The 24,916-nt window shown below is 40.4% G+C and carries 15 protein-coding genes; 13 read left to right on the forward strand and 2 right to left on the reverse strand.

The window, feature by feature from the left end; all coding sequences use genetic code 11:
- Positions 1-29 precede the first annotated feature (29 nt).
- The 4 genes from ACWGXJ_RS04505 to corA all read left to right on the forward strand — a co-directional run bounded on the left by ACWGXJ_RS04505 (position 30) and on the right by corA (position 4,165).
- The gene (locus ACWGXJ_RS04505) at positions 30-1,478 is read left to right on the forward strand and encodes an amino acid ABC transporter substrate-binding protein/permease (protein ID WP_452566281.1); all 1,449 of its coding nucleotides are present in this window, start codon (positions 30-32) and stop codon (positions 1,476-1,478) included.
- A complete protein-coding gene (locus tag ACWGXJ_RS04510) occupies positions 1,471-2,199 on the forward strand; it encodes an amino acid ABC transporter ATP-binding protein (protein ID WP_061830844.1) in 729 nt (242 codons plus the stop codon). Before ACWGXJ_RS04505 ends, ACWGXJ_RS04510 begins: the two co-directional genes overlap by 8 nt.
- A gap of 407 nt (positions 2,200-2,606) precedes the next feature.
- The gene (locus ACWGXJ_RS04515) at positions 2,607-3,035 is read left to right on the forward strand and encodes a GNAT family N-acetyltransferase (RefSeq protein WP_235307303.1); all 429 of its coding nucleotides are present in this window, start codon (positions 2,607-2,609) and stop codon (positions 3,033-3,035) included.
- A gap of 170 nt (positions 3,036-3,205) precedes the next feature.
- Positions 3,206-4,165: a magnesium/cobalt transporter CorA gene (corA, locus tag ACWGXJ_RS04520; RefSeq protein WP_250259358.1), complete on the forward strand. Its 960-nt coding sequence runs from the start codon at positions 3,206-3,208 to the stop codon at positions 4,163-4,165.
- 6 nt (positions 4,166-4,171) lie between these two features.
- Here corA and ACWGXJ_RS04525 read toward each other — a convergent pair whose 3' ends face one another.
- Positions 4,172-4,687: a hypothetical protein gene (locus ACWGXJ_RS04525; protein WP_061830840.1), complete on the reverse strand. Its 516-nt coding sequence runs from the start codon at positions 4,685-4,687 to the stop codon at positions 4,172-4,174.
- Between the two features lie 228 nt (positions 4,688-4,915).
- Here ACWGXJ_RS04525 and ACWGXJ_RS04530 point away from each other — a divergent pair, with 228 nt between their 5' ends.
- The 5 genes from ACWGXJ_RS04530 (at position 4,916) to ACWGXJ_RS04550 (ending at position 14,060) form a co-directional block, all read left to right on the forward strand.
- Positions 4,916-5,206, forward strand: coding sequence for a YerC/YecD family TrpR-related protein (locus ACWGXJ_RS04530; protein ID WP_007428885.1), 291 nt, complete (start codon positions 4,916-4,918; stop codon positions 5,204-5,206).
- Positions 5,206-5,994: a sirohydrochlorin chelatase gene (locus ACWGXJ_RS04535; protein ID WP_452566282.1), complete on the forward strand. Its 789-nt coding sequence runs from the start codon at positions 5,206-5,208 to the stop codon at positions 5,992-5,994. Before ACWGXJ_RS04530 ends, ACWGXJ_RS04535 begins: the two co-directional genes overlap by 1 nt.
- Before the next feature lie 173 nt (positions 5,995-6,167).
- A complete protein-coding gene (locus ACWGXJ_RS04540; RefSeq protein ID WP_013308843.1) occupies positions 6,168-7,049 on the forward strand; it encodes a diacylglycerol kinase in 882 nt (293 codons plus the stop codon).
- A gap of 218 nt (positions 7,050-7,267) precedes the next feature.
- Positions 7,268-9,070: a 23S rRNA (uracil(1939)-C(5))-methyltransferase RlmD gene (rlmD, locus tag ACWGXJ_RS04545; RefSeq protein ID WP_452566283.1), complete on the forward strand. Its 1,803-nt coding sequence runs from the start codon at positions 7,268-7,270 to the stop codon at positions 9,068-9,070.
- A 973-nt stretch (positions 9,071-10,043) separates the two neighbouring features.
- Entirely contained in the window at positions 10,044-14,060 is a 4,017-nt protein-coding gene (locus tag ACWGXJ_RS04550; protein WP_452566284.1) for an NACHT domain-containing protein, read from the forward strand.
- Between the two features lie 831 nt (positions 14,061-14,891).
- On the opposite strand, the gene ACWGXJ_RS04555 is transcribed toward ACWGXJ_RS04550, so the two are convergent.
- A complete protein-coding gene (locus tag ACWGXJ_RS04555; protein ID WP_452566285.1) occupies positions 14,892-16,433 on the reverse strand; it encodes a hypothetical protein in 1,542 nt (513 codons plus the stop codon).
- 345 nt (positions 16,434-16,778) lie between these two features.
- Between ACWGXJ_RS04555 and ACWGXJ_RS04560 the strand changes: the two genes are divergently transcribed.
- From ACWGXJ_RS04560 to ACWGXJ_RS04575, 4 genes are all read left to right on the forward strand, one after another.
- On the forward strand, positions 16,779-20,177 hold the full coding sequence (locus tag ACWGXJ_RS04560) for an RNA dependent RNA polymerase (RefSeq protein WP_452566286.1): 3,399 nt from the start codon (positions 16,779-16,781) through the stop codon (positions 20,175-20,177).
- 165 nt (positions 20,178-20,342) lie between these two features.
- Positions 20,343-20,540, forward strand: coding sequence for a DUF5659 domain-containing protein (locus ACWGXJ_RS04565; protein ID WP_025686111.1), 198 nt, complete (start codon positions 20,343-20,345; stop codon positions 20,538-20,540).
- A gap of 19 nt (positions 20,541-20,559) precedes the next feature.
- Positions 20,560-22,398, forward strand: a complete 1,839-nt coding sequence (locus ACWGXJ_RS04570) for a DNA primase family protein (RefSeq protein WP_452566287.1) — start codon at positions 20,560-20,562, stop codon at positions 22,396-22,398.
- Positions 22,399-23,357: 959 nt separating this feature from the next.
- A complete protein-coding gene (locus tag ACWGXJ_RS04575; RefSeq protein WP_452566288.1) occupies positions 23,358-24,623 on the forward strand; it encodes a DNA modification methylase in 1,266 nt (421 codons plus the stop codon).
- The last annotated feature ends 293 nt before the right edge of the window (positions 24,624-24,916 follow it).

A 24,916-nucleotide genomic window follows, 5' to 3' on the forward strand; every position in this document is an offset into this window, starting at 1 on the left:
TTGAACCGTTCAACTGACTGGAGGAAATTATGCAAAAATCTAGAAAACTAATAGCACTCATGATTTGTTTGTTTTTTGTGGTTGCCCTGTCCGGTAATTTCGGTGTAGTGGCACATGCTGAAAATAAAACAAAGTATGATATCGGCACGGATACAACGTTCGCGCCTTTTGAGTTTGAAGATGTAGATGGTAAATTTGTCGGAATCGACATGGATTTGCTGGCAGCTATTGCCAAGGATCAGAATTTTGAATATACGATTAAGCCTCTTGGCTTTAACGCGGCAGTGCAGGCCCTTGAAACGAATCAAGTGGATGGTGTCATTGCCGGTATGAGTATTACCGATGAACGTAAGCGGAAATTTGATTTTTCCGAGCCTTATTTTGATTCAGGCGTCGTCATGGCGGTCCGCAAGGATAATGATACGGTTAAACGCTATGAGGACTTGAAAGGACAGCGTGTCGCTGTCAAAACAGGAACGGAAGGTTACACATTCGCAGAATCGATTAAGGCCAAATACGGCTTTACTACAGTTCCGTTCGATGATTCTTCTCAAATGTATGATGAAGTCAAAACAGGTAATTCGGTTGCCTGCTTTGATGACTATCCGGTACTGGCATACGGTGTAAACCAGAATAACGGCCTTAAGCTGGTAACAGATAAGGAAAAAGGTGCTTCTTACGGGTTTGCTGTTAACCAAGGCAAGAACCAGGAGTTGCTGGAGAAATTTAATGCAGGGCTTGTTAATCTGCGCAATAGCGGGGAATACGATAAAATTTTGGCTAAATACCTTGGCAAATCGGGCAAAGGTGTGGCGCCTGTAGAGACCAGCCGCTGGGGACTGATTTCCGCTTCGCTGCCTTCGCTGATTAAGGGCATGGGAAATACGTTGCTGTACACACTTGTATCTTTACTCGTAGCCTTTATCCTAGGGTTGGTGTTTGGCTTTATGAAAGTAAGCCATAACAAGGTGTTCCGTGGTATTGCAACTGTATTCGTCGATATATTCCGCGGTATTCCGCTGATCGTGCTTGCTTTCTTTATTTACTTTGGTATTCCACAGGCACTGGATTTCAAAATGCCGCTTTTTGTTGCGGCTGTACTGACATTATCCCTGAATGCGGGTGCGTATGTAACTGAGATTATCCGTGGTGGTATTCAGTCCATTGATCCGGGACAAATGGAAGCAGCTCGTTCGCTTGGTCTACCCTATCGGACGGCTATGCTTAAAATCATTTTGCCACAAGCTGTGAAAATCATGATCCCGTCGTTTATCAATCAGTTGGTTATTACGTTGAAGGATACGTCCATTTTGTCTGTTATCGGTCTGGTCGAGTTGACCCAATCGGGTAAGATCATTATTGCGCGGACATTCCAATCCTTTGATATTTGGCTGGTAGTAGCGGTGATGTATCTTATCGTCATTACAGTCCTGACCAAAATTTCCAACCGTCTTGAAGGGAGAGTTCGCCGTGGGTAAAATTATCGTTAAAAACCTGAAAAAAAGCTATGGTAGTAATCAAGTACTAAAGGGCATCGACATGCAAGTACGTGAAGGCGAGGTTGTATGTGTCATTGGCCCCTCTGGTTCGGGGAAAAGTACGTTTTTGCGTTGTATGAACATGCTTGAAGAAATTACCGCAGGTGAGGTCATTGTCGATGACTACAACTTAAGTGACAAAAACGTGGACATTAACAAAGTCCGTGAAAATATAGGTATGGTATTTCAACACTTTAATTTGTTTCCGCATATGACCGTGCTCAAGAACATTATGTTCGCGCCGACTGAACTGGGGAAACAGTCCAAGGCAGAGGCCCGGGAAACGGCTATGAAGCTGCTGGATCGTGTAGGTTTGGCCGATAAGGCAGATGCACTGCCAGGACAGCTTTCCGGCGGTCAGAAGCAGCGTGTGGCGATTGCACGTGCGCTGGCAATGAATCCAGACATTATGCTGTTCGACGAGCCGACCTCGGCGCTCGATCCTGAAATGGTAGGCGAAGTGCTGGGCGTAATGAAAGATCTGGCGCGTGAAGGCATGACGATGATGATCGTAACGCATGAGATGGGTTTTGCACGCGAAGTAAGCGACCGTGTTGTGTTTATGGACGGTGGTTACATCGTAGAAGAAGGAACGCCACAAGAGGTATTTGGTAATCCGAAAAACGAGCGGACTATTAGTTTCTTGGAAAAAGTATTGTAAGAGGATTAAAAGTGAGGCAGGGTTTGTGTTTGTAGGTGGGGATCTCGTTGTAAGACGCTCCGCGATCCATTTGATCTTTCGATCGCTGTTGCCCCTGAATTTTTGGATTGTATAGGACCTTATAAGGTGAAAATTCAGAGGCAAAGGCGAACGCTGCCGCTTCTACAGATTCAAATGGACCGCTACGCTACTGCCGCTAAACCCGCTCCTTCTTGTTCTTACAAAAGTCTGTCCCATTCATTAGGGGGGAGCAGGAGGAGGAATTAGCACATCGCTTTGATTGCTGCGCCGAGGGAAATAGCGAGACAAGCAACATATGACTGCGTAATGGCGCTTGTGTACATCTCTATAGAGCGCGAGTGATTTTTCATTTTTGATGTTTATTTTCATAAGTGGAGGGCTTGCTTTTGAAGATAAGGACTGCTCATCATGAGGATATTCCGGCTTTGGCTTATCTAATGGAGGAGCTTGGTTATCCTACGACTGTAGAAGATATGAAGATGAGATATGATCGTATCGCTTCTGACCCTAACTATCATACTCTGGTGGCTGAAGATGAAGGGGAAGTCGTTGGGATGGTTGGACTACATGCTGACATCTTTTATGAAAGAAATGAAGATTACGCGCGTATCGTCGTTTTTGTGATGGATTCAAAACATCGTAATAAAGGCATCGGGAAGGCGTTAAATGAGGAAGCGGAAGCTTGGGCTAAAGAGAACGGGTTGGTTGCCATTGCTTTGAACAGTGGTAATCGAAGTGAGCGACAGGATGCTCATCATTTTTATCGCCGATTAGGATATGAAGCGACAAGCACAGGATTTGTAAAAAAGATTTAATTTATAATGAATTGATTATTTTATAAGGATATCTTGGGAGGCATGTTGGCCCGGAGATATCCTTTTCTTTATTAAAGGAATACAGGACTTGAGATTGGTATAATGTTAATTGGCTTATATAAAATATAAATAACATAACAGACGCGAAGTGTAAGCGAGGGGGACGTACGGTGATACGTACATTGACTATAGGTCATGATCATCAGGTAACAGTGGGAAAACCATTGGATCAGATCGTCATGGAGGATTACATATGGATGTGGGTAGATTTTAGCGAGCCTACAGATCGAGAGACGGAGCTGCTGACGAGTTATTTTCATTTTCATCCATTGGCTGTGGAGGATTGTATGCATGTTCTGCAACGTCCCAAATTGGATTATTACGAGGATGTGCAGTTTCTGGTCGTGCATGCGCTTGATGTAGATACGTTAGCTGCGGAAGAAGTGGATATGTTTATTAGCAGTCGTTTTTTGGTTACATATCACCATCATGAGTTAGAGGAGCTGGATCAAGCCTGGGAGCGGATTGTCCAGCATGCGAATGAACGTAAAATATGGTCGCGAGGGCCGCTGTCTGCAGCCTACACGGTGATGGACAAGCTGGTAGATAACTATTTTCCGAGCCTTTTTATGATTGAGGATGAATTGGCCGAGCTGGAGGGCTTGGGCGGTCGCGAATCCGTAGAGGAATTAATGAAGCAGGTGTTTGACCTGCGTGGCAGGCTGCTCAAGCTACGCCGTACCATCGTACCCATGCGTGATCTGATGTACCGAGTTTTGAATTCGCAGCATGTGCAGGGCCAAGGAGATCATATGGCTTATTTTACCGATATATATGATCATTTATTAAAGCTGACAGACATGCTGGAGGCCGACCGCGAGATGACAGCCGACCTGAGGGACAGTTATATATCGCTCAATTCCAATCGCATGAATTCAATTATGAAGACGCTGACCGTAATTACGACCGTCTTTATGCCCTTGACGCTGATTGCAGGAATTTATGGTATGAATTTTTCGAATATGCCCGAGTTGGGCTGGAAATATGGATATTTTGGCGTACTGTTCTTCATGTTTTTGTTGAGTGTTGCAATGGTGGTCTGGTTTATGCGCCGAGGCTGGTTCAAATAGTATAATCTACTTTCTTTTGCGCTTGCGCGGACGTCTGCGCGGGGTAGTGGTGCTTTTGCGCTGCGTCTTTTTTCGACGTGGGCGTGGTGGTGTGTATTCATCCAATTCCTCGGTGATATCTGTGGCAGAATTTTTGCTCGCGGATTTGCCGAATGCTGGGAGCGAGCCCATAATCAGCTTCGCCATTGGAGCAAATTGCTGCACACTAGACATAACCTTTTGCACCTTGCCGACCGTAGCAACAATTCCATCAATGCCACCCATACGGTCAATGAAGCCTTTGATTTCGTTGAGATTACCGAGGTTGCCAAGACCCCCAAGCAGTCCTCCTTTGGCTGGAACCGGGTCTGGTGTGACCACGGCAGAATCCGTAATACTCGCTGGCGCCTCGTAAGGAACCAGCCCGGAAGAACCGGCTTGCGGAACCTCGTTGTATGGATCGAGTCCGGGATAAGGAGATGAACTATACGGATCGGAAAGGGAACGCTGTAGCGGCCTCCGATGATAGTAGTGTCCAGGCATGAGATCACATTCCTTTGCAGGTTGATACTCTACTGTATGTTACAAACGCACAGTGGGTTTAGGCGCGTGTCCCGAAATCAGGTATAAAAGCGGATTTGGGCATTCGTACGGTACGTCTCTATGGTCATGTAATGTTGTTCTGTAATGCGTGAAACCGTTAATGCTTGAAAAACCGACTATTCCTCGGGTACAATGAGGAGAGATCGTAACCTTGGGAGATGATAATCCATGCAGCTTAAAAAGCTTAATGATAAAAGTATTGATCAATTGTTCGAAGCTATTTTAACTCTTAAAAATTTGGAAGAGTGCTATGTATTTTTTGATGATCTGTGCACGATTAATGAAATTCAATCCCTCTCCCAACGTCTAGAGGTTGCCCGTATGCTAGGCAAAGGCAGCACATATAATCAGATTGAAGCAGAGACGGGGGCCAGTACAGCTACCATTTCACGTGTTAAACGTTGTCTGAACTATGGTAATGACGGGTACAAAATGACTCTGGAACGTCTGGGACGCTAATGCGGAGCCCTGGGATACTGGTAATCAGCCATGGCTCTAGGGAGCCATATTGGGTGGAACAGGTGGATCAGGCAGTTGCGAAGCTTCATTTGTCGGAAGAAATGCCGATAGAGGTTTCATTTTTGGAAACGGTTAAAGGAAGACTGATTCAAAATGGTATTGACCGTCTGGAAGCCTTGGGTGTAACAGATATATTGGTTATACCTTTGTTTGTGTCATCAGGCAGTACGCATGTAGATGAGATTAGCTATGCGCTGGGTGTCAAAGATGCGCCGGACAAAGAAACAGATTTGGAGCCGTTTCGACTGAAGGCGCAAGTGCATTTTGGCAGTCCGTTGGATGACGGAGAAGATGTTGCCCGCATGGTGTGGGACAAGGTTCGCCCGCTATCAGCCGAACCTGCGAGAGAGGTTATTTTACTCGTAGGTCACGGCAGTGTGCACAACGGCTTTTTTCAGCGCTGGGAGCAGGGGGTTTCTTCGTTGGCCCGTACGGTGCAAAGTGTGAGCGGTATCATCACGGACCACGCTTTGCTAAATCCCGAGAGTGTGTACGACAAGGCAGCGTATTGGAATCAGGAGCGGGGTCATGATGTTATTGTGGCACCGCTATTTTTGAGTTCGGGATATTTTACAAGTCGTATGATTCCTAAACGCTTGCAGGGACTTGAATATCGTTATTCAGGAGACCCTTTATTACCACATCCTTTGCTCACAAGCTGGATGGATAGACAAATTCGTGAATTATTGCAAAGTGTGCAGAAGCAAGCAAGGTCAAATCATAGGTAGTCTGGTTCGGCTATAGCGTCATTTCAGCCTTAAATTTCCTTATTTGGGCAAAGTCTGGCTTCTTTTATTGTAAAAGAGGTCTTTTTCCAGTATGATGATATTTTGTACAGACTGAATGTGATGAACTGCTATGTGAATATAAATATCATTAAATATACGGGTGGCGTAACGGAATGAAAAGAGCTAGATTAATCTATAATCCGACCTCTGGGCGTGAGGAAATGAAGCGTCGTCTTGCGGATGTTTTGCAGCGTCTAGATGAAGGGGGTATTGAAGCCTCTTGCCATGCAACTACGGGTGAAGGGGACGCAACGCGTGCCGCAATAGAGGCCATTGAGCGTGGGTATGACATGATTATCGCCGCTGGTGGCGACGGTACATTGTATGAGGTCATTAACGGGATGGCTGAAAGAGAAAACCGCCCGCCCCTAGGTGTGTTTCCTCTGGGGACGACGAATGATTTCGCCAGAGCACTGGGCATCCCCAAGCACTGGGAGGATTATTGCGACCTAGTTATTCGTCAAAATCCGAAGCCGCTGGATATCGGAAAAGCGAACGACCGCTACTTTATCAACATTGCAGGCGGGGGAACTTTAACCGAGCTTACGTATGAAGTTCCGAGCAAGCTAAAAACGATGATTGGCCAGTTGGCGTATTATTTTAAAGGTATGGAGAAGATGGTCAGCCTTGCCCCACAGGAGCTGATCATCAAGGCATCGGGTCAGGAAGTGATTCACGACGAATTTATGCTCTTCCTGATTGCGAATACGAATTCGGTGGGCGGGTTTGAAAAGCTTGCTCCCGGGGCGACAATAGATGATGGGCTGCTTGACGTTATTGCTGTGCGGAAATGCAATCTGGCGGAAATGATCCGATTGGTAACACTTGCGCTGCGTGGTGAGCATTTGCAGGACAAGAAGATTGTTTATTTTAAAACAGATTACATGGAAGTGACCTCACCCGGCTATGTCCAGCTTAATCTGGATGGCGAACTGGGGGGCACTTTGCCAGCGACCTTCCGGAATTTACCGCATCATTTGAATGTTTTCCGGTGAGGAATGATGAGGAAATACTTCTGCTTCCGGGCGGCAACGCAATATAGTATATGGAATGCAGAGTAGGTAGTTGTTTTTGTGAACATATTGGTTTTTGCCGTTCTCCGTGGGGAGTAACGGCATTTTCGAGTTGATGTTTGTATGTTTAGATAACCGTTCAAATTAGACGTCCGAAGGAAAATACCGCATAAAAAGAAGATCAGAAAGAAGTGACAATCATGACGAATAACCGTAGCGGACGTGGAAAAAGCCGCCGGAATGCAGCAACAGCAACTCCTGTTCAAGGAAATCAGCACAAAAAGACTATGAAGGCGACAAGAGAGAGAGAACCGGAACAGTCTCAAGTTAGAGCTGGAAATGGGATACTTCAAGCCGAAATCAAACATAAAAATGGAAATATGAATGAAGTGGCTCAGAAGAAAAGGGAAAATGGACGAGATACTCGTCGTTCTTCCAACGGTGGACGAAGTCAGGAAGCTTCCAATCGTAACCGATCTAGTGTAGAGCGTGCCGATCTGCCTGTGCAAAAGAATGATGAGGCCGTGATAGACATCATCGGCATGAACCACGATGGCGAGGGTGTAGGACGTGTCGAGGGTTTTACGCTGTTCGTTCCAGGTGCATTACCGGGTGAAAAGGTTCGAGTAAAGGTGTTAAAAACGAAAAAGCAGTATGGCTATGCCAAGCTGCTGGATATCGCGCAGGCTAGCCCTGACCGGATTGCAGCTCCATGCGCCATCTACGATCAATGCGGTGGCTGCCAGATTCAGCATATGAGCTACGAAGCGCAACTTAGCTGGAAACGCCAGCATGTCGTGGATGTGCTGGAGCGTATCGGGAAGCTGAGTGTGGCTACAGAGTCCAGTGAGCATACTGCACAGGTTTTGGCTACTTCTGCGGATACAGATGGTGAGGCCGATACAGTCTCGACTTCTGATTCGGCCATGAATGCGGATGGAAATGCCGACAGCATGTCGCGTGTACATGGCGTAGTCGTGCATCCTACACTCGGTATGAGTGAGCCTTGGCGATACCGCAACAAAGCCCAGGTGCCAATTGGTGTCACCGAGGGCGGGCTTGTGGGCGGTTTTTATGCACGTGGCAGCCATCGTATCGTGGATATGAACACCTGTCTCATTCAGGATGAGCGTAATGACGAAGTTGTCGCACGTGTGAAAGAGATTGGCCGAATGCTGGGCATCAGCGCATATAATGAAGAAACTGGACGCGGGCTGTTGCGCCATGTCGTTGTGAAGACCGCTTTTCGCACAGGTGAAATGATGCTGGTCCTCGTCACGAATGGGCGAGATATTCCGCAAGCAGATGCGTGGATCGGCAGTATTCGTGAGCATATTCCACACGTGGCAAGCATATGCCAGAACGTGAATACGAAGCGAACGAACGTTATTTTTGGCGACGAAACTCGCGTACTGTGGGGTCGTGACGTGATCTACGACTACATTGGAAACGTCCAGTTTGCGATTTCCGCACGATCCTTTTATCAGGTGAATCCCGTACAAACAGAAGTGCTGTATAGCAAAACCGTCGAATATGCCGGGCTCACGGGCAAAGAAACGGTAATTGATGCGTATTGCGGCATCGGCACGATCTCTTTGTTTCTCGCTCAGCATGCGGACAAGGTGTATGGGGTGGAGATCGTCAAAGAAGCCATCGATGATGCACGGAGTAATGCGCTGTTGAACGAAATGCGCAATGTGAAATTTGAGGTAGGCGCGTCCGAGGACGTCATTCCTACATGGAAAGAGCTAGGCATCACCGCCGACGTTATCGTCGTCGATCCACCCCGTAAGGGCTGCGATCCACGCCTGCTCGACACCATTCTGGAGATGAAGCCAGAGCGCGTGGTGTATGTATCCTGTAATCCAAGCACACTGGCTCGGGATTTAAGGATATTGGAGGATGGCGGGTATAGTACTGTGGAAGTACAACCTGTAGATATGTTTCCGCATACGGTGCATGTGGAGTGCGTGGTAGTAATATATCGAGATAAGAAGCATTGATGTACGGGGAATTAAGAGCAACTTGAATATGTTCCTGCATTCAAAAAAACGCTTTAGGGTGGAGTGCGGGAACATATTTTATTTACATACATAAGGCATACGTGAAGAAGATGGTAGTAATATACTGAAGGAAATATTGGAAAGGTTTAATGGATAATCAGCAAAAGGAAATTCTTTAAGGAGGAGCCCTACAAAACGAACACAGTTACATTATTTAACGAATGCTCATATTTAACTATGGAGATTTTTGTATTGCTTTATTCTCAAGAGTATGTGAATTGTTCTATTTTCAATCAGAGATTTCAAATGAAATTTACTATAATAATATGGCCAAAAAATGATTAAATGTCTCCCCTTCCTTAATTGGTAAAATTCAAGCAAAAGTTTAAGTATTTAAGGCCTACTCATATAATATCAAAAGCCTTAGAATAACAACAAAGTAAAGAGGATGAAGTATTTTAAGCCATTAAGAGATAATTAAATGTCGTAAAAGATTATATTTTAGCGGAAAAATCGATAGTATGGCTACTTTTTTTAACTCAAGGATATAACACTTCCTATTGTGACAAGGTATAATCATATAAGAGAGCTTTTCTCCTTATATCAAACTAGTATTTAACATCAATGCTCATACTACATACCTTATTGCAAGAAAGTGTGTATCTATGGTAGTAAGAAACAACTATATTTCTAGTGCTCGTTCTTTCTCTAGTGTAGTACGTAGCAAAGAGAAATCAAGCGCACATCAATGCTACAAAATACACATTCGAGTAAACTCTAATCATAAAATAGAAAAGGGCTTTAAGTATTCAATAACAGTACATTTTTTATGCAGGAGAATAGGGCTTACTATTTCTGTTGCTATACCCATAAGGGCACAAATTTGGGGGTAAAGGGGACCGTTCTGAAGTAGATAAAGTTATATGTAATCTAGGCTATTGATAAATTGTAAAATTATAAGGTGGAGCAGAATATGAAGTCTTTAAGCGTAAGTAGAATAGCAAAAAAAGAAGGTTTACATACAATCCGCCATAATGAAAATAAAGCTGCAATTATTTTCGTGCATGGTTTACAAGGAGATCCTTACAAAACATGGACGAAAAAAGGTTGCATATCGTTACCCCTACTCTTCGAGGAAGATAAATCTTTTAATCGTTATGATTTGTTTACCTTTGGTTATAGAACGGGCTTCTTGTTAAAGAGACATCATTTTAAAGAGGTTTCAAATCTGCTATTTACCGAATTGAAGACCAGAATACCACATGAGGAAATCTATTTTGTTGCTCATAGTATGGGTGGAGTTATTGTCCAGAGTATGTTGATTGAACAGGTTGAAAGGGATAATAGTACTTTTACAAATCGGATTAAAGGGATTGTTTATTTGGCTGTTCCATTTGCTGGTTCAACTGTAGCATCCTTTGCCTCGGCAGCTTATGCGATTGTCCCCCCATTCATTGGCGAATATATTGTGTCTATTCAAGTAAGATCACTACGTATCTTTAGTAAAGAATTATCCAACTTAGCAGCAAAATGGGTTCGTTATACTGCTGAGCAATTATCGAATATTAGGCAAAAAAACATTTATGGCCAATCCGACAGGACTGTGGGAGTTATATCTCCGAATCCTCCATATATTTTTGATGCAGACCCTGTTGAGGAAAATCATCGTAGTATTTGTAAAATTGATAGGCAAAGTACTGTTTATCTATTGATGAATCAGTTTTTCAATGATTTTAATGAACAAGACAAGATTGTGAGAGCTACTGAAGCTAAGTTAGAAGATTATTTTAAATGGTTAGAAGCAAGAACTGAAATATTTCTAGTTCCCGGAATTGATGTGCCATTATCAATTGAGGATGCTTGGGCAGGATTATATGTAATGGAAGAACCAACTGATTCTGCAAGTGAATCTTTAGATATTGCTCTTGTAAATTATCATGAGTGGGAACGCCTTTCAAGAAAAGGAACTAAACGAAATGCACAGGATGTAACTGAGTTGGGAAAGCGAATTGTTCTTTTTGGAGGGCCTGGTTCTGGGAAAAGTACACTAGCACGTCGTACTGTACATCGTCTTGTTGTTCGTAGGCAAAAAACATTATTTGTTCGTCTCCCCAATGTCTCCAAAGAAATGGCACAAGGTAAATCATTTGAAGATGCTTTATGGTCAGCAGCAACTGACGGGTTTGGGGGAGATAAAAATTTAATAAGAACTTTATTGGAACATCCTAATGCTTTAGTGGCAGATGGACTTGATGAATGTGGACCCCAGCGTACAAGTATAAGTGAGGCGCTTCACAGTTGGGTACTCGGTAGGCCTGAGACGCGTGTTGTTGTAACAACTCGACCGATAGGGCATAGTTCTGCACAATACTATAGTTATCATCATGTTGAAATTTTGCCACTTGAAGAAAATGACATTGACCGCTATGCGTTCAAACTACTAGGAATACTCATTGAGGATCAGAAACTTGTTTCAGAAATGCATAATAAATTAAAACGACAGTTGGAAGCGAATCGAACCGCAAGCATAGCAGCCCGAAGTCCTTTGTTACTTAATTTTATAATCCAGCTACTGATTTCAGGGAAAACGTTTGGGACGTATCGTGCAGAACTATACGCAAAAATTATTGAAGAATGGACAAGGAAAAGTACTCGTGGTGAAATGCTAGAACTCCAGTCTCAGACAGCTTTTCGAGCAATTGAGTTAATTGGATGGATAATACAAAGCACTAGTGCCAATGGAAAAGGGAAATCGAAGAGGGAAGTGTTAGATGCATTGTCCTCTGTTCTTGAAGACGAGCTTCAAGTTCCACGTCTTAAAGCTCAAGAAATTTCCTCTTTCTGCATAAAATATTGGGTAGAGAAAGGGTTGCTTGAACATTTACATCTTGGATATGAAGATGCACTCACCTTTATCCACTTAACGTTTGGGGAATTTGCAACAGCCCGTTATATTTCTGTTATGCCAGACGCTTCAAAGAAAGAGTTATTGTTAAAAACGTATCACATGCCGTCATGGAGAGAAACGTGGCTATTGACGGGAGGGCTTGGTTCTGCTCGTTTAATAGTAGAGACGCTACTAGCAATGGGGACTGATCATGATGATTTATACAATGATATGGTGTTTGCAGCTGCTGTTCTTGCTGAAACTACCCCAATAACAGATTTAAGTAAAAAGGTAATAGAGCGACTAGTAAAAACAATATGTTCGCCTATACCGCTTTTAGCATATGAAGCAGGTAAAGCACTGGAAGGATTGGCAGATCAGGAACCTCAATGGGTCATGCTACTAACAAAGGAACTCTTAAATTCCGAGTATGAGTGGACAAAAATAATTTCCACTAAGTTGGAGCTAACTACAGGGACTTCTGTTTTTGATGTGAGTAGATTACTTTCTTGGCTATCTAGTCCCCCTCAAGAAAAATCGTCAAAATTGTTAAAAGCCCCTTCAGCACGATTATTATGGAATGAGATAGTTGTATTAGGTGTCGGTCAAATAATGAAGGAAGGTATATTTCAAAGTGAATTAGAACATGTCGCTGAAATTTTAAGTAAATCCAGCCTTAGTGTGCATACATTAATACAAATTTCGGCTATGTTTACAAACGCAAATTATACAAATTTAACGGAGATATTAAATCGCAACTTTAACGATGGGATGAGGAAGTTTGATTTTAGAAAAATTGATGCTTCATTGCTTTTAGGAATGGACGCATTATGTAGAATTGTGTTAGGGATATTTCCTAACATGGAAAAAAGATTTAAGTATCAGCGGGTAGAGTCTCTTATTGAAATGGCTAAACTTTATAATGGGTTAGATATTGGAAATTGCTCATTTAGAGAATTCGACGAATTAGTAAAAGGTACTAACTTAGAAGTTGTGGAAGAAGTTTTACGGGGTATGATTTTTGTTTTAAAAATTGATGAAGAAATGCTTGTTGAAGAGGCACGATGGGCTTTAGATAGAACTAATAAAGATTATTTATTTTGGGATTTACGAGATGTTCCATTAGAAGACTTAAATTGGGAACTGCCACCAGCACTTGAACTCAATCATGAATTATTAGTTCAAGCACTCGGCCATCCTTTTGAAGCGATTGCTTGGAGTGCTGCAAAATTACTGGTAGCTGGTGCTGGGGGTGAATTAGCCAAATCATCAATTTTTAAGATTTTAAATAAAGGGAATAGTCGAGTATATTATTATTTTTCTAGAATTGCTCCTGATCTATTTGAGGAGCAAACTAAAGAAATCGTATTGGAGCATTTGGAGGGAGAACGTAAGCTTGGATTTCGATATCTTTATGCTCTACTTGTTAGTTTACCTGATGTGCATAACGATAAAAGAATACGTAAGGTGTTAATTCGGGCCATAGAGGACAAGTATCCACTTATTGTAAAAGAGGCAGCCAAAGCTATAGTTGAATTATCTGAATCGTTTGGAGAGATTTCTTTACGAAACGCTATTAACTATTGGGACCAGAATGGTGTTATTTGCGACACTCATGGTATAAAAGTTCTTGGAGATTGCTGTCCTAAATGCCGCATTGTACCTCCGAGTCCTTTGTCGGATTTATTAGTTGTAATGTTAAAACTTCATTATCTTTCATTTGAAGAATGGTTGCACTTCTCAAGTCATGAACGGAGCGACGTTCGAAAAGCAGGACTGAGTGGGTTGTCTCATTATCTATCATTTAATAAAAAGCAATTGAGCAGAATTATTATTGATATTCACGAAGAAACGATATCATCATATCTACTTGAGGCTGTTTTTAATACTAATGTAAAAGTATTACAACAAGTTAGCGGAGAATTACAATCATTATATAGTAGTAAAAAAGCAGATATAAGGAGAAGATTAATTGAAGAAGTGAAAAATTGTAATTGGTTAAGTAGAGAGGAAGCTGAATTATTATTGAAAAGAGCTCTTAAAGATGACGAATCGTCTGTGCGTAGCCAAGCTGTTGTTTCTTTACGTAGCTTGAGGCAATAAACTACATTAAATAGTGAAGGATATTAGATAGTCCATCATATAATCTGTTTAATTAATGGAATTCCAGTATCACAACACGTTTCCGATACTTTTTATCTTAAAATGAAAATTTTTTTAAGACTATATAGTGGTATTATATAAAACGAGTCTAGTGATTAAAAATAGGGTTGTTTTAAGAAACATCGTAAAGTGTTTTATAAGAGTTTTGTGTAAACTCATAAACAGCGATAGCATTCAATTATTTTGAGATTTTTTAAGAAGTTCAATCCAGTTTAGACGTCTCGTTTTCTCCAGTCTTACTATTGCGTCTTTCTTGCCGCACAGATCAATACCAATGATATTGCTGGTAATTGTTTAATCATTATGACTTTGAAGTGGAAAGCCATCCAGAAAAATTGATATACGGACTTTGAATGGAAAGATCTTACTACTCTTTAATAGAGTTGTGAGATCTTGTTAGAGATATTAAAAAATTAGTGTAGAGGAGTAGATTTAGTCAGTTTAAAGCATTCTGGTTATCCTTTATTGTCACCTGTATTTGAATAACCCTGTATGTAGTCAAATTCAACCCTCTCATACATACCATCAGATCCCTTGAACTTATGATTCTATAACAATCGCGAAACTTTTTTACCACAACAAAAAGGACGGCGTGTCAGCCGACCTGAGTAACAGAAGTATTTATTCCTCGTGTTAGTGTCTTTACTTGAATTTCCATAGTACAAAATGTAACGAGTTATATTGTAGAGTATTTGATGAAGTACCACTCACGATTTATTAATGACTAGGCTCTCCAATATTAAACGAGGAATTATAGCAAATACTATCGTTTTAGGAAAATTTGTCATTCATATCTTGAAAAATTAAGTTCACTGACTCAACGACTTCACTTAATTTTTCAGTAGCTTCTTCTGGAAATATTCTTTCTTTAATTATTCTATCAATTATGCGAAGAACTTCTTCACTCTCATGTACCCACGGATATTTATATTCTTTTCTTTGAAGTATGTCTCTGATATCCGTTAAAAAACTAAGTGCAAATTCTTTTTCGACTGCTTTTAGTGTCAACAGTGATTCTCTTAACTGCCTAGTTTTAAATCTTATTTTTCCATCTTCATTATAAAATGTCTCTTCTACTATACCTTTAATAACATAAGGAGGGGCGGTAATAAGGCTATTGTGCAGATCATTAATATATTCTTTAGCAACATTTGCATTGCCCTCAGCAGATTGCATAATATTGCGTCCTAATACTGTTTGTTTCTCGTAAGGAAGTTCTGATAGTTTATTAATGTGTATACTATAGATAGTTCTAACAGCAGGATTCTGTAAGTACCAATCATGAATCTTAAGATCTTCAATAATTTCATCAATGTAAAGCTCCAAAGGGATATTATAATCCTTTTTTACAGAATAATTTATTTTACTGATAACCTCCCTATATTTTTGCAAATGTCGTTCCTTAGAGATACTCCCAGTAGCTATTAGATTATACACATTTTCTACACTGAATTTTGAAGGAGCAACTACATCTTTACTTTCATTAAGCGGCTCTAAAGAATGACTAATAATAAGGTCCTGGATATCATTCTCGAACTTTGGCCACAGCACAGAATTAAGAAATACTGCACAACTTGCTTTTGGATATTTAGTAATTAAAGTTCTTAAATCCCAGGTGGTATTTAGATCGATTTTCTCGCTTACTAGGCTTACAAAATGATTAGTAAAATTAATTCCTCTATACCAAAATGCATCTGCAGGATCAAAAATGATAGGATCTAGTCTTTTAAAAGATTGATCAACTAAATAAAAATAAATTGTACTGTGCAAATGAGTGAAGGTTTTATAACTGAAATCAAGTATAGTATTTAATTCATTATCAATATAGTGTAAATCTTCATACAGGCTTATTACTATTTTTTGAGCATATCCATGTTTGAAAAGAGGGGTTTTTGATAATACAGCATCCACACCAATTTTGATCGCTGTAATTACTTCATCCTGTGTTGGTGAGTTTCCAATGGGATGAGCGTACATTCCTCGCATATTACACATATGTTCTAGTTTCATAAATTCTTCCTGATCGATAATACCATATTCTTCAGCCTTATCTAGTAAAAATCTATCTGTTTGCTGTTTGTTCTCTTCTTTATGCTCAACTACTCCCACTACATTTTTGTTAATTTCCCCATCTCTTTTTGCCATATCCTTAAACTTATTTTTAATAGATTCAGCGATGCATATCCAATTAATAATATATGCAGCTCTAAAGGAATGTCCTTTTAAACAACCCAGTACTTCATCGAACAAAATAAAATCCTGAGTGCTATTTATTTTCTGTTTCAGTCCTAAGTGTAAAATTTCATAATCCATGTTCAGCAGCTCCCCAGTTTTAATAAGTTATTTCTTTTATCGGGAAAAAATGCAATGTATTTTTTAGCGAAAAATGTCGTAAGGAAAAAAACAGAAATATTTAAACGAATATAGTGTTTTAGAGGTATTTCATTCGACCTTTTGTTTCTTTTTTACCTCAGAAAAGCATTACTCCTTTATAAACGACTCTCAGAAATTAACTCTTGAAATGGGAACATATATTCGATAAAATGAGTAGTATAACATTCATTCCTTTTTTGTACAGGAAGAAGTAATGCCAGATTTCATGTTCTTTATATTACAATTAAAAATTATTAGTTAAACCAACAAATAGGAGGCTAAAACTTGTCCAGTAATCCAAAACGAAATCAATACCAAATCAAACTGTTCCACTTTAAGGAGATCACTCATGTAGGCGACCAACTTTGTGCGCCGCAATCTAGTACTCGTACCATCACTGTATCCAACAGTATCTATCTCGACCAACTCAAACGAGTCGTAGCAGAGCATGATCCTTCCACCGATGTTACCGAGGTAATCTTTATACTCAAAGCTGATCAAATTGACGAAAATGATCCATCGCAACTTGCTTTGTTTGAACGTATGCTACGAGAGGGCATCTACTATAATGGAAAGAAATATGTCCGTTCGATCAAATCACCTGCCATGGGACGTACACAGCGAACAGAATTTATCCAAGAAAAATATGTTGCTGATCTGTATCGACATATTACACTTGGCAAAATGCCACCACTCACTAACATCCACAAATGGGAAGCAGCATTGGGCGTGAGTCGTTCGGCAGCACAGCGAGTGCCTTATATCCCTCGTATTGTCGTCATTCCCGATTATGAAAAAGATACGATCATTGAGGATGTATGGAAAGTGGAAAAGTGTGCTGAAGATTTGGGGCAACAGAAGTTGATATTCGATGAAAAGATGAAGCAACGTGAATATTTCAAAGCAAAGAAAGAATTGAAACCATCTAAGGAACAATTACATAAGTTAGAACGTATACCGAATAAAACGATCTCGTGGAATGGCCGCACAAAGTCTGTTCCTGATCAAAATGAATATAAAACTTTCAACGGATGGAATAAACAGAATCGTCGTGTGAAGCTAGATGAGATTCCTTTTCCTGCTCGTTCAGTTATGTATGATGACGAACTATACCCTTGCTATTCCATCGAGCAAACAGAAGAAATCCCAATCATCGCTATCAATGAAGAGTCCATCGGATTTAAGCGAATAGAGTATCCAAGTTATAAAAATAAGAATGTTCAGTTTTTCGATGGTCAAGGTTTAATGAGCTTCCAGTTTGCAGAGCGTATTGGACAACATCTGAACCTATCCTATTCCCCTAATGCAGTTCAGGGAAGACTTCCATTTATTAAAGGTAACTTTATCCGTTTTGATCTATTGAAATGGTTTAAGGAACATAACGTGACAGAGATAAAGGATGTTTTCGGTGAATCACAGCCGATCATTGACAAACAGGGTCGTCCTATTGATCTCATCCTCACCAAATCCTGCTTCAAAGCATGGCATCAATACAGTGAAGGACAAGCTAAGCCTAGATGTTTGTTTGAAAATATAACAGAATATGAAGCATTACTGAAAGTACATAACCATAATCACTTTTGGGTAGCCAATTATGCGAAGCCAGCATATCAGATGAACGCCTACACACCACTGACATATCAATATATTCATGCGCTGAATCTCACGCTGAACGATTTATATCAATTAGCTACGCCTCTAATGGATGTCATCAAACGTGTACTGTATGGGCAAAAGAATGACACCTATGGAAAGTGGATTCGAGATATTGCGTACACGAAAGCGTTCCTACATATGTTAGTCCAAGAAGACGATGAAGCTAAAGATGTAGACGAGGAATCCGACGAACAGGAAGATGAAATAGAACGGGGTCAGAAGAAACAATTTATTAATGAAATTATCCAAGCTATCGATTTGAATGAATTGATGCTGTATGACGGTAATGTCCGTAAATTTATCGTGAAGCAAGCCATGCTGAAAGTACAGGATATGTTGAAAGGTCGCATTCCGATTCGTGGTAACTACTTTTATCTGACCAATGACCCGATTGCATTCATGGAGCACGCCAGCGGATATCCAGTAACAGGTGTGCTGAAGAAGAGCCAGGCTTTTATGAATCGGAAACAGGGAATGTATGCTCTATTCCGTTCACCGTTAACGATATTTAATGAAGTCGGTAAGCTAGATTTTGTACAAGTACATAACCGATATATACGTCATTTAGATAATGTGATTGTTCTGAACTGTTGTGATTTAACACTGGCAAGACTTGGACTCGGTGACGTGGATGGGGACACAGCTCTCTGTACGAATGATCCGACCATACTCTCCGCAGTGACCGACGCGCCTACGATCATCAATGAAGACGATAAAAAAGTAGCTGCTCCTGTACCGAATAATATAGATAGTATCGTCAAAATGGAGCTAAAAAGTCTACATAACCTGACGGGTAGATGTACGAATGTGAATACGTATTTTCAGAATCTGGCTTTGGAGGAAGGGAGCCTTCAAGGACGCGTTTTGGAAAACTCAGTCTTAAAATTTCTCCAAGGTCAAATCATTGATGCAACCAAAAATGGACTGGAAGTTGAGATTCCATATGTGCTGGATCGTCTGGCTATCCAAATGCCGTATTTCTTTCGTTTTGCGAAGGGTGGCAAAGCAAAGGATTATCAGCACTCGACGAAATCGCCGTTTAACCAATTTTGCGTCAAGGCAGAGAAGTACATAGATGACAAGTTCCAGATGGAAGATGGCAAACTGGATCAGTCTATTTTCAGTGTCGAAAGTACGAGACAACTGATACAGGATATAAGTAAAGTTAGTCAGCCCAAGTTTCTGAGCTATCTAGCTCGCATTGAGCCAGTGTATAAAGAATACAACGAGAAGAAAAAACCAATTGATTATCGTCGAAAGCAATTTAATGAACTAAAAAAATGGGAAAGGGATAATGATACCCGGAAAGCAATTAGCGCAGAATACGCCAGGTTAAGAGAGGAATACAAAACTCAGTGTGAAGAGATCTGTCCTTATCCTTCGGTACTTGCCAGTGTTGCTGTCGAGATCGCATATCAATCTTACAGAACCTACTCCTTTGCATGGCTATTTGTAAATGGGCTATTAGAAAATCTAAAGCAGCATGAAAATATTTTGAAGAGGGAAGTACGAAAGGTGAACCGGCTCACGAATCGGAATGTAGAAGGCAAGAAGCTTACCGTTCAAGCTGGCATCGCTACAATAGATGATCTGGAGTTTCCATTCCATGTGCCGGATGGTGTGTATTCATTATTTGAAATTATGGGACAATTCTTTATTGGGCATGAAGCTGAGAGGGAAACCGTAGTACAAACCAGTTATACGCCTTCTTTGCTGGATGGGAAAAGTACAAGGCGAACATTGAGAAATTATCCGCTTGGTTTCAGCACATTGAAAAAGTCTCAGGAAGAATCGCAGTTGATAGCTGACCAGGTACTGGGTAAGAAACTGCAAATTCAGGTGGTCGAGCATAACTATGTGCATGTTGTAAATGAGCATGGAGAAAGGAAATGTATCATTCCGAGAGATCAGGCCATTCGTCGAGATGAGGGGTTATCCTTACTGGATTTTGACGGAGCGACAATTGAATTTATCAGGATTGAAAAAGTAACGAAATCGAGCTTCAAGGCTATAGTCCATATCGAATAAATTGATTCATAGGTCTGTCATGATAGGCGCCTGTTAACACTGGCGCTTGGGTGACACCGGATAAAAGGGTGCGAGCTTAACTATGCGGCTTGTCAGCCGGTAGAGAGGGATGTGGAAGAAATTAATCTTCACCTTCCTAATCACTTATATATGAGGAGGTCAGATATGGAAAGCCATACAATTGTCATTACCCAGTCTCGGATGGCTGGATGGTTGATGTTTAATCGATTTCATAAAATGGATGAAAAAGTAGATTTAAAGGATTCGAATCGGAAAGTATTTATATTCAAGGATTCGCCTCCGTTAAGGAAAGCCATGGAACAATATAACGAATTTAAACAGGTAGTCGATAATATCTATTAATAAGGGGGATCATAACAATATGACAATAGCTTTAGAGAAGCACGATTATAAACACAAGTATTATACCGACCAATTCACCATTAACGGAAAACGGGTGGATGTACGGAAAAATAGGAATAGCAAGCAAGTAGAAGCATGGATAGATGGTATGTGGAAGCCGATTACCAAGGAAGATGTGGATAAGCAGTATCGGATACAGTTTGAATATTCTCCCTATGAGTTAGAGTTTTCGTATAATGGTGGCAAAACGTGGTGGACATACACGGACGAAAAATATATGACCGATTCGGAACGAGCGTATTTCAAGAAGGAGATCGCGTTTTTTGAGAATTGGGAACTTGAACAACGTATTGAAGAGGAAGAACGGAAAGCGAATGATCCTGAATATCAAGAGTGGCTTGCTGAACAATATGAAGAATGGTTAGCTCACGAGGAAGAGTATTACCTGAGTCAAAGCAATTCTAAACTTACATCTCATGTTGATATTCCAGATGTGTTCAAACCCGATGATGAGTCAGCAGGAGAGAATTCTCCCAATTCAATTAAGCCTAATTACATGGAATACTTTGAGATTCACGGAACGCATAAGAAGTTTCAGCCTATCTGGTATAGTAAAGATATTATAGATCAGCATATGAAGTGTTTTTTTGATGGTACGTTTTTGTATCGGTATGATCAGGGGGTATATGTCAATGATGGTGAGCGTCACCTGGAGCAATTATCCGTTACCCTGCTGGACAATGAGTTTCGCCATAGTCGGATTAAGGAAGCACGTTATTACATAGAAGCCCAAAGTTATATTGCAGGAACCCAAATGAATCTGTTGGATGATTATATTAATGTTAAAAACGGTTTGTTGAATTGGAAAACGGGAGATTTAAGGGAACATACGCCTGATAGACGGAGTACCATTCAATTTCCTGTCCTATATGATCCTATGGCCAATGACCCTGACATGCTTCAGTTTATCGAATCTGTACTGGAACAGGATACGCATGCAACATTGTTTGAAATGATCGGCTATTTTCTGATTCCTACCTTGGAATATGAGAAAATATTTTTATTCACAGGTACGGGAAGCAACGGGAAATCTGTATTGATTAAGACGATTGAAGCGATGATAGGCAAGGCGAATATATCCAAAGTTAAAATTCAGGATTTAGAAGGAGACAGATCACGGTTTAAAATTGCTGAGTTGTATGGAAAAGTGCTGAATTGCTTTACAGATATCCCTGCGGATGCATTGAACTCAACAGGGAACCTCAAGGTGCTTGCCAGTGGTGAAGGATTAAACGCAGAAAAAAAGGGGAAAGATCCCTTTAACTTTGAGCCGTTTTGTAAATTGTTGTTCAGCGCCAATGAATTGCCGAAGAGTAGTGATAACAGTGACGGATTTTTTAGAAGGCTGACGGTGTTTCCTTTTACTCGTAAATTTACAGATCAACAAAAGGATACGAAACTAATTCATAAACTGACGACTCCATCCGCTTTATCGACACTATTAAATTATGCACTTGAGGGCTTAAGACGACTCGAACAACAAGGTGGATTTTCGTATTCACAAACGATTAAGGATCAAGTTAAAACGTATCAAATGGAATCGGATGTCATTATGCTGTTCATAGATGAAGAATGTCAAATCGAAAGTGAAGCTTCAAAACAACATGAAAGCCGAATCGAATGCAAAAGGTTATATGCCAAGTATGCTGCATGGTGTAAACAAGGTGGATTTAAACCTGAAACGACGACTAAATTTAATAAGCATCTCGATGCAAAACTTAAGGATAAGATTTACCGGAAGAAGGCGAAAACAATAAGTGGCAGCTCAGTTCCCTTTTGGTTTGGTATCAAAATATAATGTTTCCTGTTTGCAGCATCTGCTTCCTGTTCGTTTTCTGTTTTGCATACAATTGGAAACAGAAAAATAGTTTGTTTACATAGAGAATTATGAGTTTGTTTCCATGTTTCCTGTTTTTTTAACTCTTAAGAGAAATACATATAAAAATATTGGATCGAATATTATGTGCTGGTGAGGAGTGTATATGTTATCAGGAGTGTTCAAAACTGGAAACATGGAAACAGCTTTTAAAAATCAGCTATTATACTGGAGAAATTGAAGTGAAGATAGGAATTCGGCATTATAAAATTGGAAACAAGCTGATGGAGAATAGGAAACATGTTTGTATATGATGGGCTTGTCAGCCCGTAGAGAGGCTGTGATTGGATATGAATACATATGCTTAGCCATGAATTTTAGAGTAAAGGGATGATTGGAGTTGAGAAAGTGAACTTAATTAGCCGAAATGGGGTTGGATGTGGGAGGGGAAACGCCGGCAGGCGATACTACCGTTTACGAAGCGTAGCGAAGTGGTTTTATCGCGGTTTTGAGCTTCCCCTATCCCACGTATAGACCATACATACATTCAGCAGCATTCATACACGTAATCAAGTCATATTATTAACTGGCTAGGAATATCGTTTTAAGATTTTGGATTTACAGGTTGAAATTAATCTTGCTGAATTAGACTATTATTTGCAAAATTTCAAACTACACGAATTGAGGACTTGAACCTCCATAGTTTGAGATGTGTCACGTGACACAATGAGTAGATTTACAATTATAGAATCATAACACGGGAACTCTGGCTATGAGCTAGGGTTCCTTTTTCATTTAGAGAGGAGTAACAAGAATGCTATTAATGTTGCAAGCAATAATCGTAGAAATATCACGATTTATTACTGTAGTTGGTGTGTTTTTCACTTGGATGTGGATTGCAGCCTTTTTAAAAGCGAGTTTAGAAAAGGGGATCAAGTGGATTGGAAATCAAATTCGTAAACGTAGAAACGTTAAATCCGTACATAAAAAACGCTAGAAATAATGAGAAAGCTGTAGATTATGTAGTAACGAGTATTCAAAGTTATGGCTTTAAAAATCCCATTCTAATAGACAGCAATCATGAAATCATAGCAGGACATACACGCTTGTTAGCAGCCAAGAAGCTTGGATTAAAGCAAGTTCCAACGATACTGGTGGATGATTTAACTCCTGAACAGGTCAAAGCCTTCAGAATCGCTGATAACAAAACGGCTGAGTATGCAGATTGGAATTTTGAATTGTTGGCGCAGGAAATGGAAGAATTAAAACTGGCTGATTATGATCTTTCTCTAACTGGATTTGATATGAGCGAGTGTGAGAAATTGCTGGATACATTACATGAAGATACAGCCGATGATGAGAATGATTTTAATGTGGAAGAAGCATTACCTGAACATCCAATAACTCGAAAAGGTGACATCTGGTTACTTGGGAAGCATAGGCTCATATGCGGAGATTCAACTAATCAGCAGGATATTACATTATTGATGGATGGTAAGAAGGCTCGGCTTATTGTAACTGACCCACCTTATAATGTGGATTATACGGGCAAGACGAAGGATGCATTGAAAATAGAGAACGATAAAATGGACAATCACCAGTTTTATAATTTCCTATTTGCAGCTTATACCCGAATGTTTGAAGTAACAGATGACGGGGCAAGTATTTATGTGTTCCATGCGGATAGTGAAGGTTTGAATTTTAGAAGGGCATTTATTGAAGCTGGATTCAAACTGGCACAATGCTGCATATGGGCAAAGCAAGCGATGGTAATGGGACATGCCGATTATCACTGGATGCATGAACCCGTATTATATGGTTGGAAGCCGACAGGTGGGCACTATTGGAATAGTGATCGTAAGCAAACAACATTATGGCAATTTGATCGCCCCTTTCGCAATGAGTATCATCCCACGATGAAGCCGATTCCCTTAATTAGCTACCCGATTAAAAACTCAAGTAAACTTGGTGATATTGTATTTGATCCATTTGGTGGTTCTGGTTCAACGTTGATTGCTTGCGAGGAAACAGATCGGCTTTGTTATACGAGTGAGCTTGATCCCAAATATGTAGATGTGATTGTAAGTCGATATATTGCTCATATTGGCGATAATAGCGGCGTATATCTGATTCGGGAAGATAAGCAACATAGCTATCAAGAAGTAGTGGCTAAATCCAAAATTAGTGAGCATATAATGAGTTTATAAGGTGTATAGCATCACAAAAATTATAAACAAGGAAATACCGAAATTACTAAGTGTAGATTTTATAGTTTGAAAGAACATGGCAGTTTTAATTGATATAAGCCGACTTTATTAGGTCAAGCCATATGTTTTATATCAATTTGCTACGATAAGTTAAAATTAAGCTTATTTCAATGAGAACAAAAAAGCCCCTAACCCTCAAGAAAGCGAGAATTAAGGACCATCCTACTTTAATTTTAAAGGTGAGGAGGAGTTAGACCTCCATCTCCTTCTTGACGGGAAGGTGTTTTCATTTA

This window comes from Paenibacillus sp. S33 (assembly GCF_053615415.1).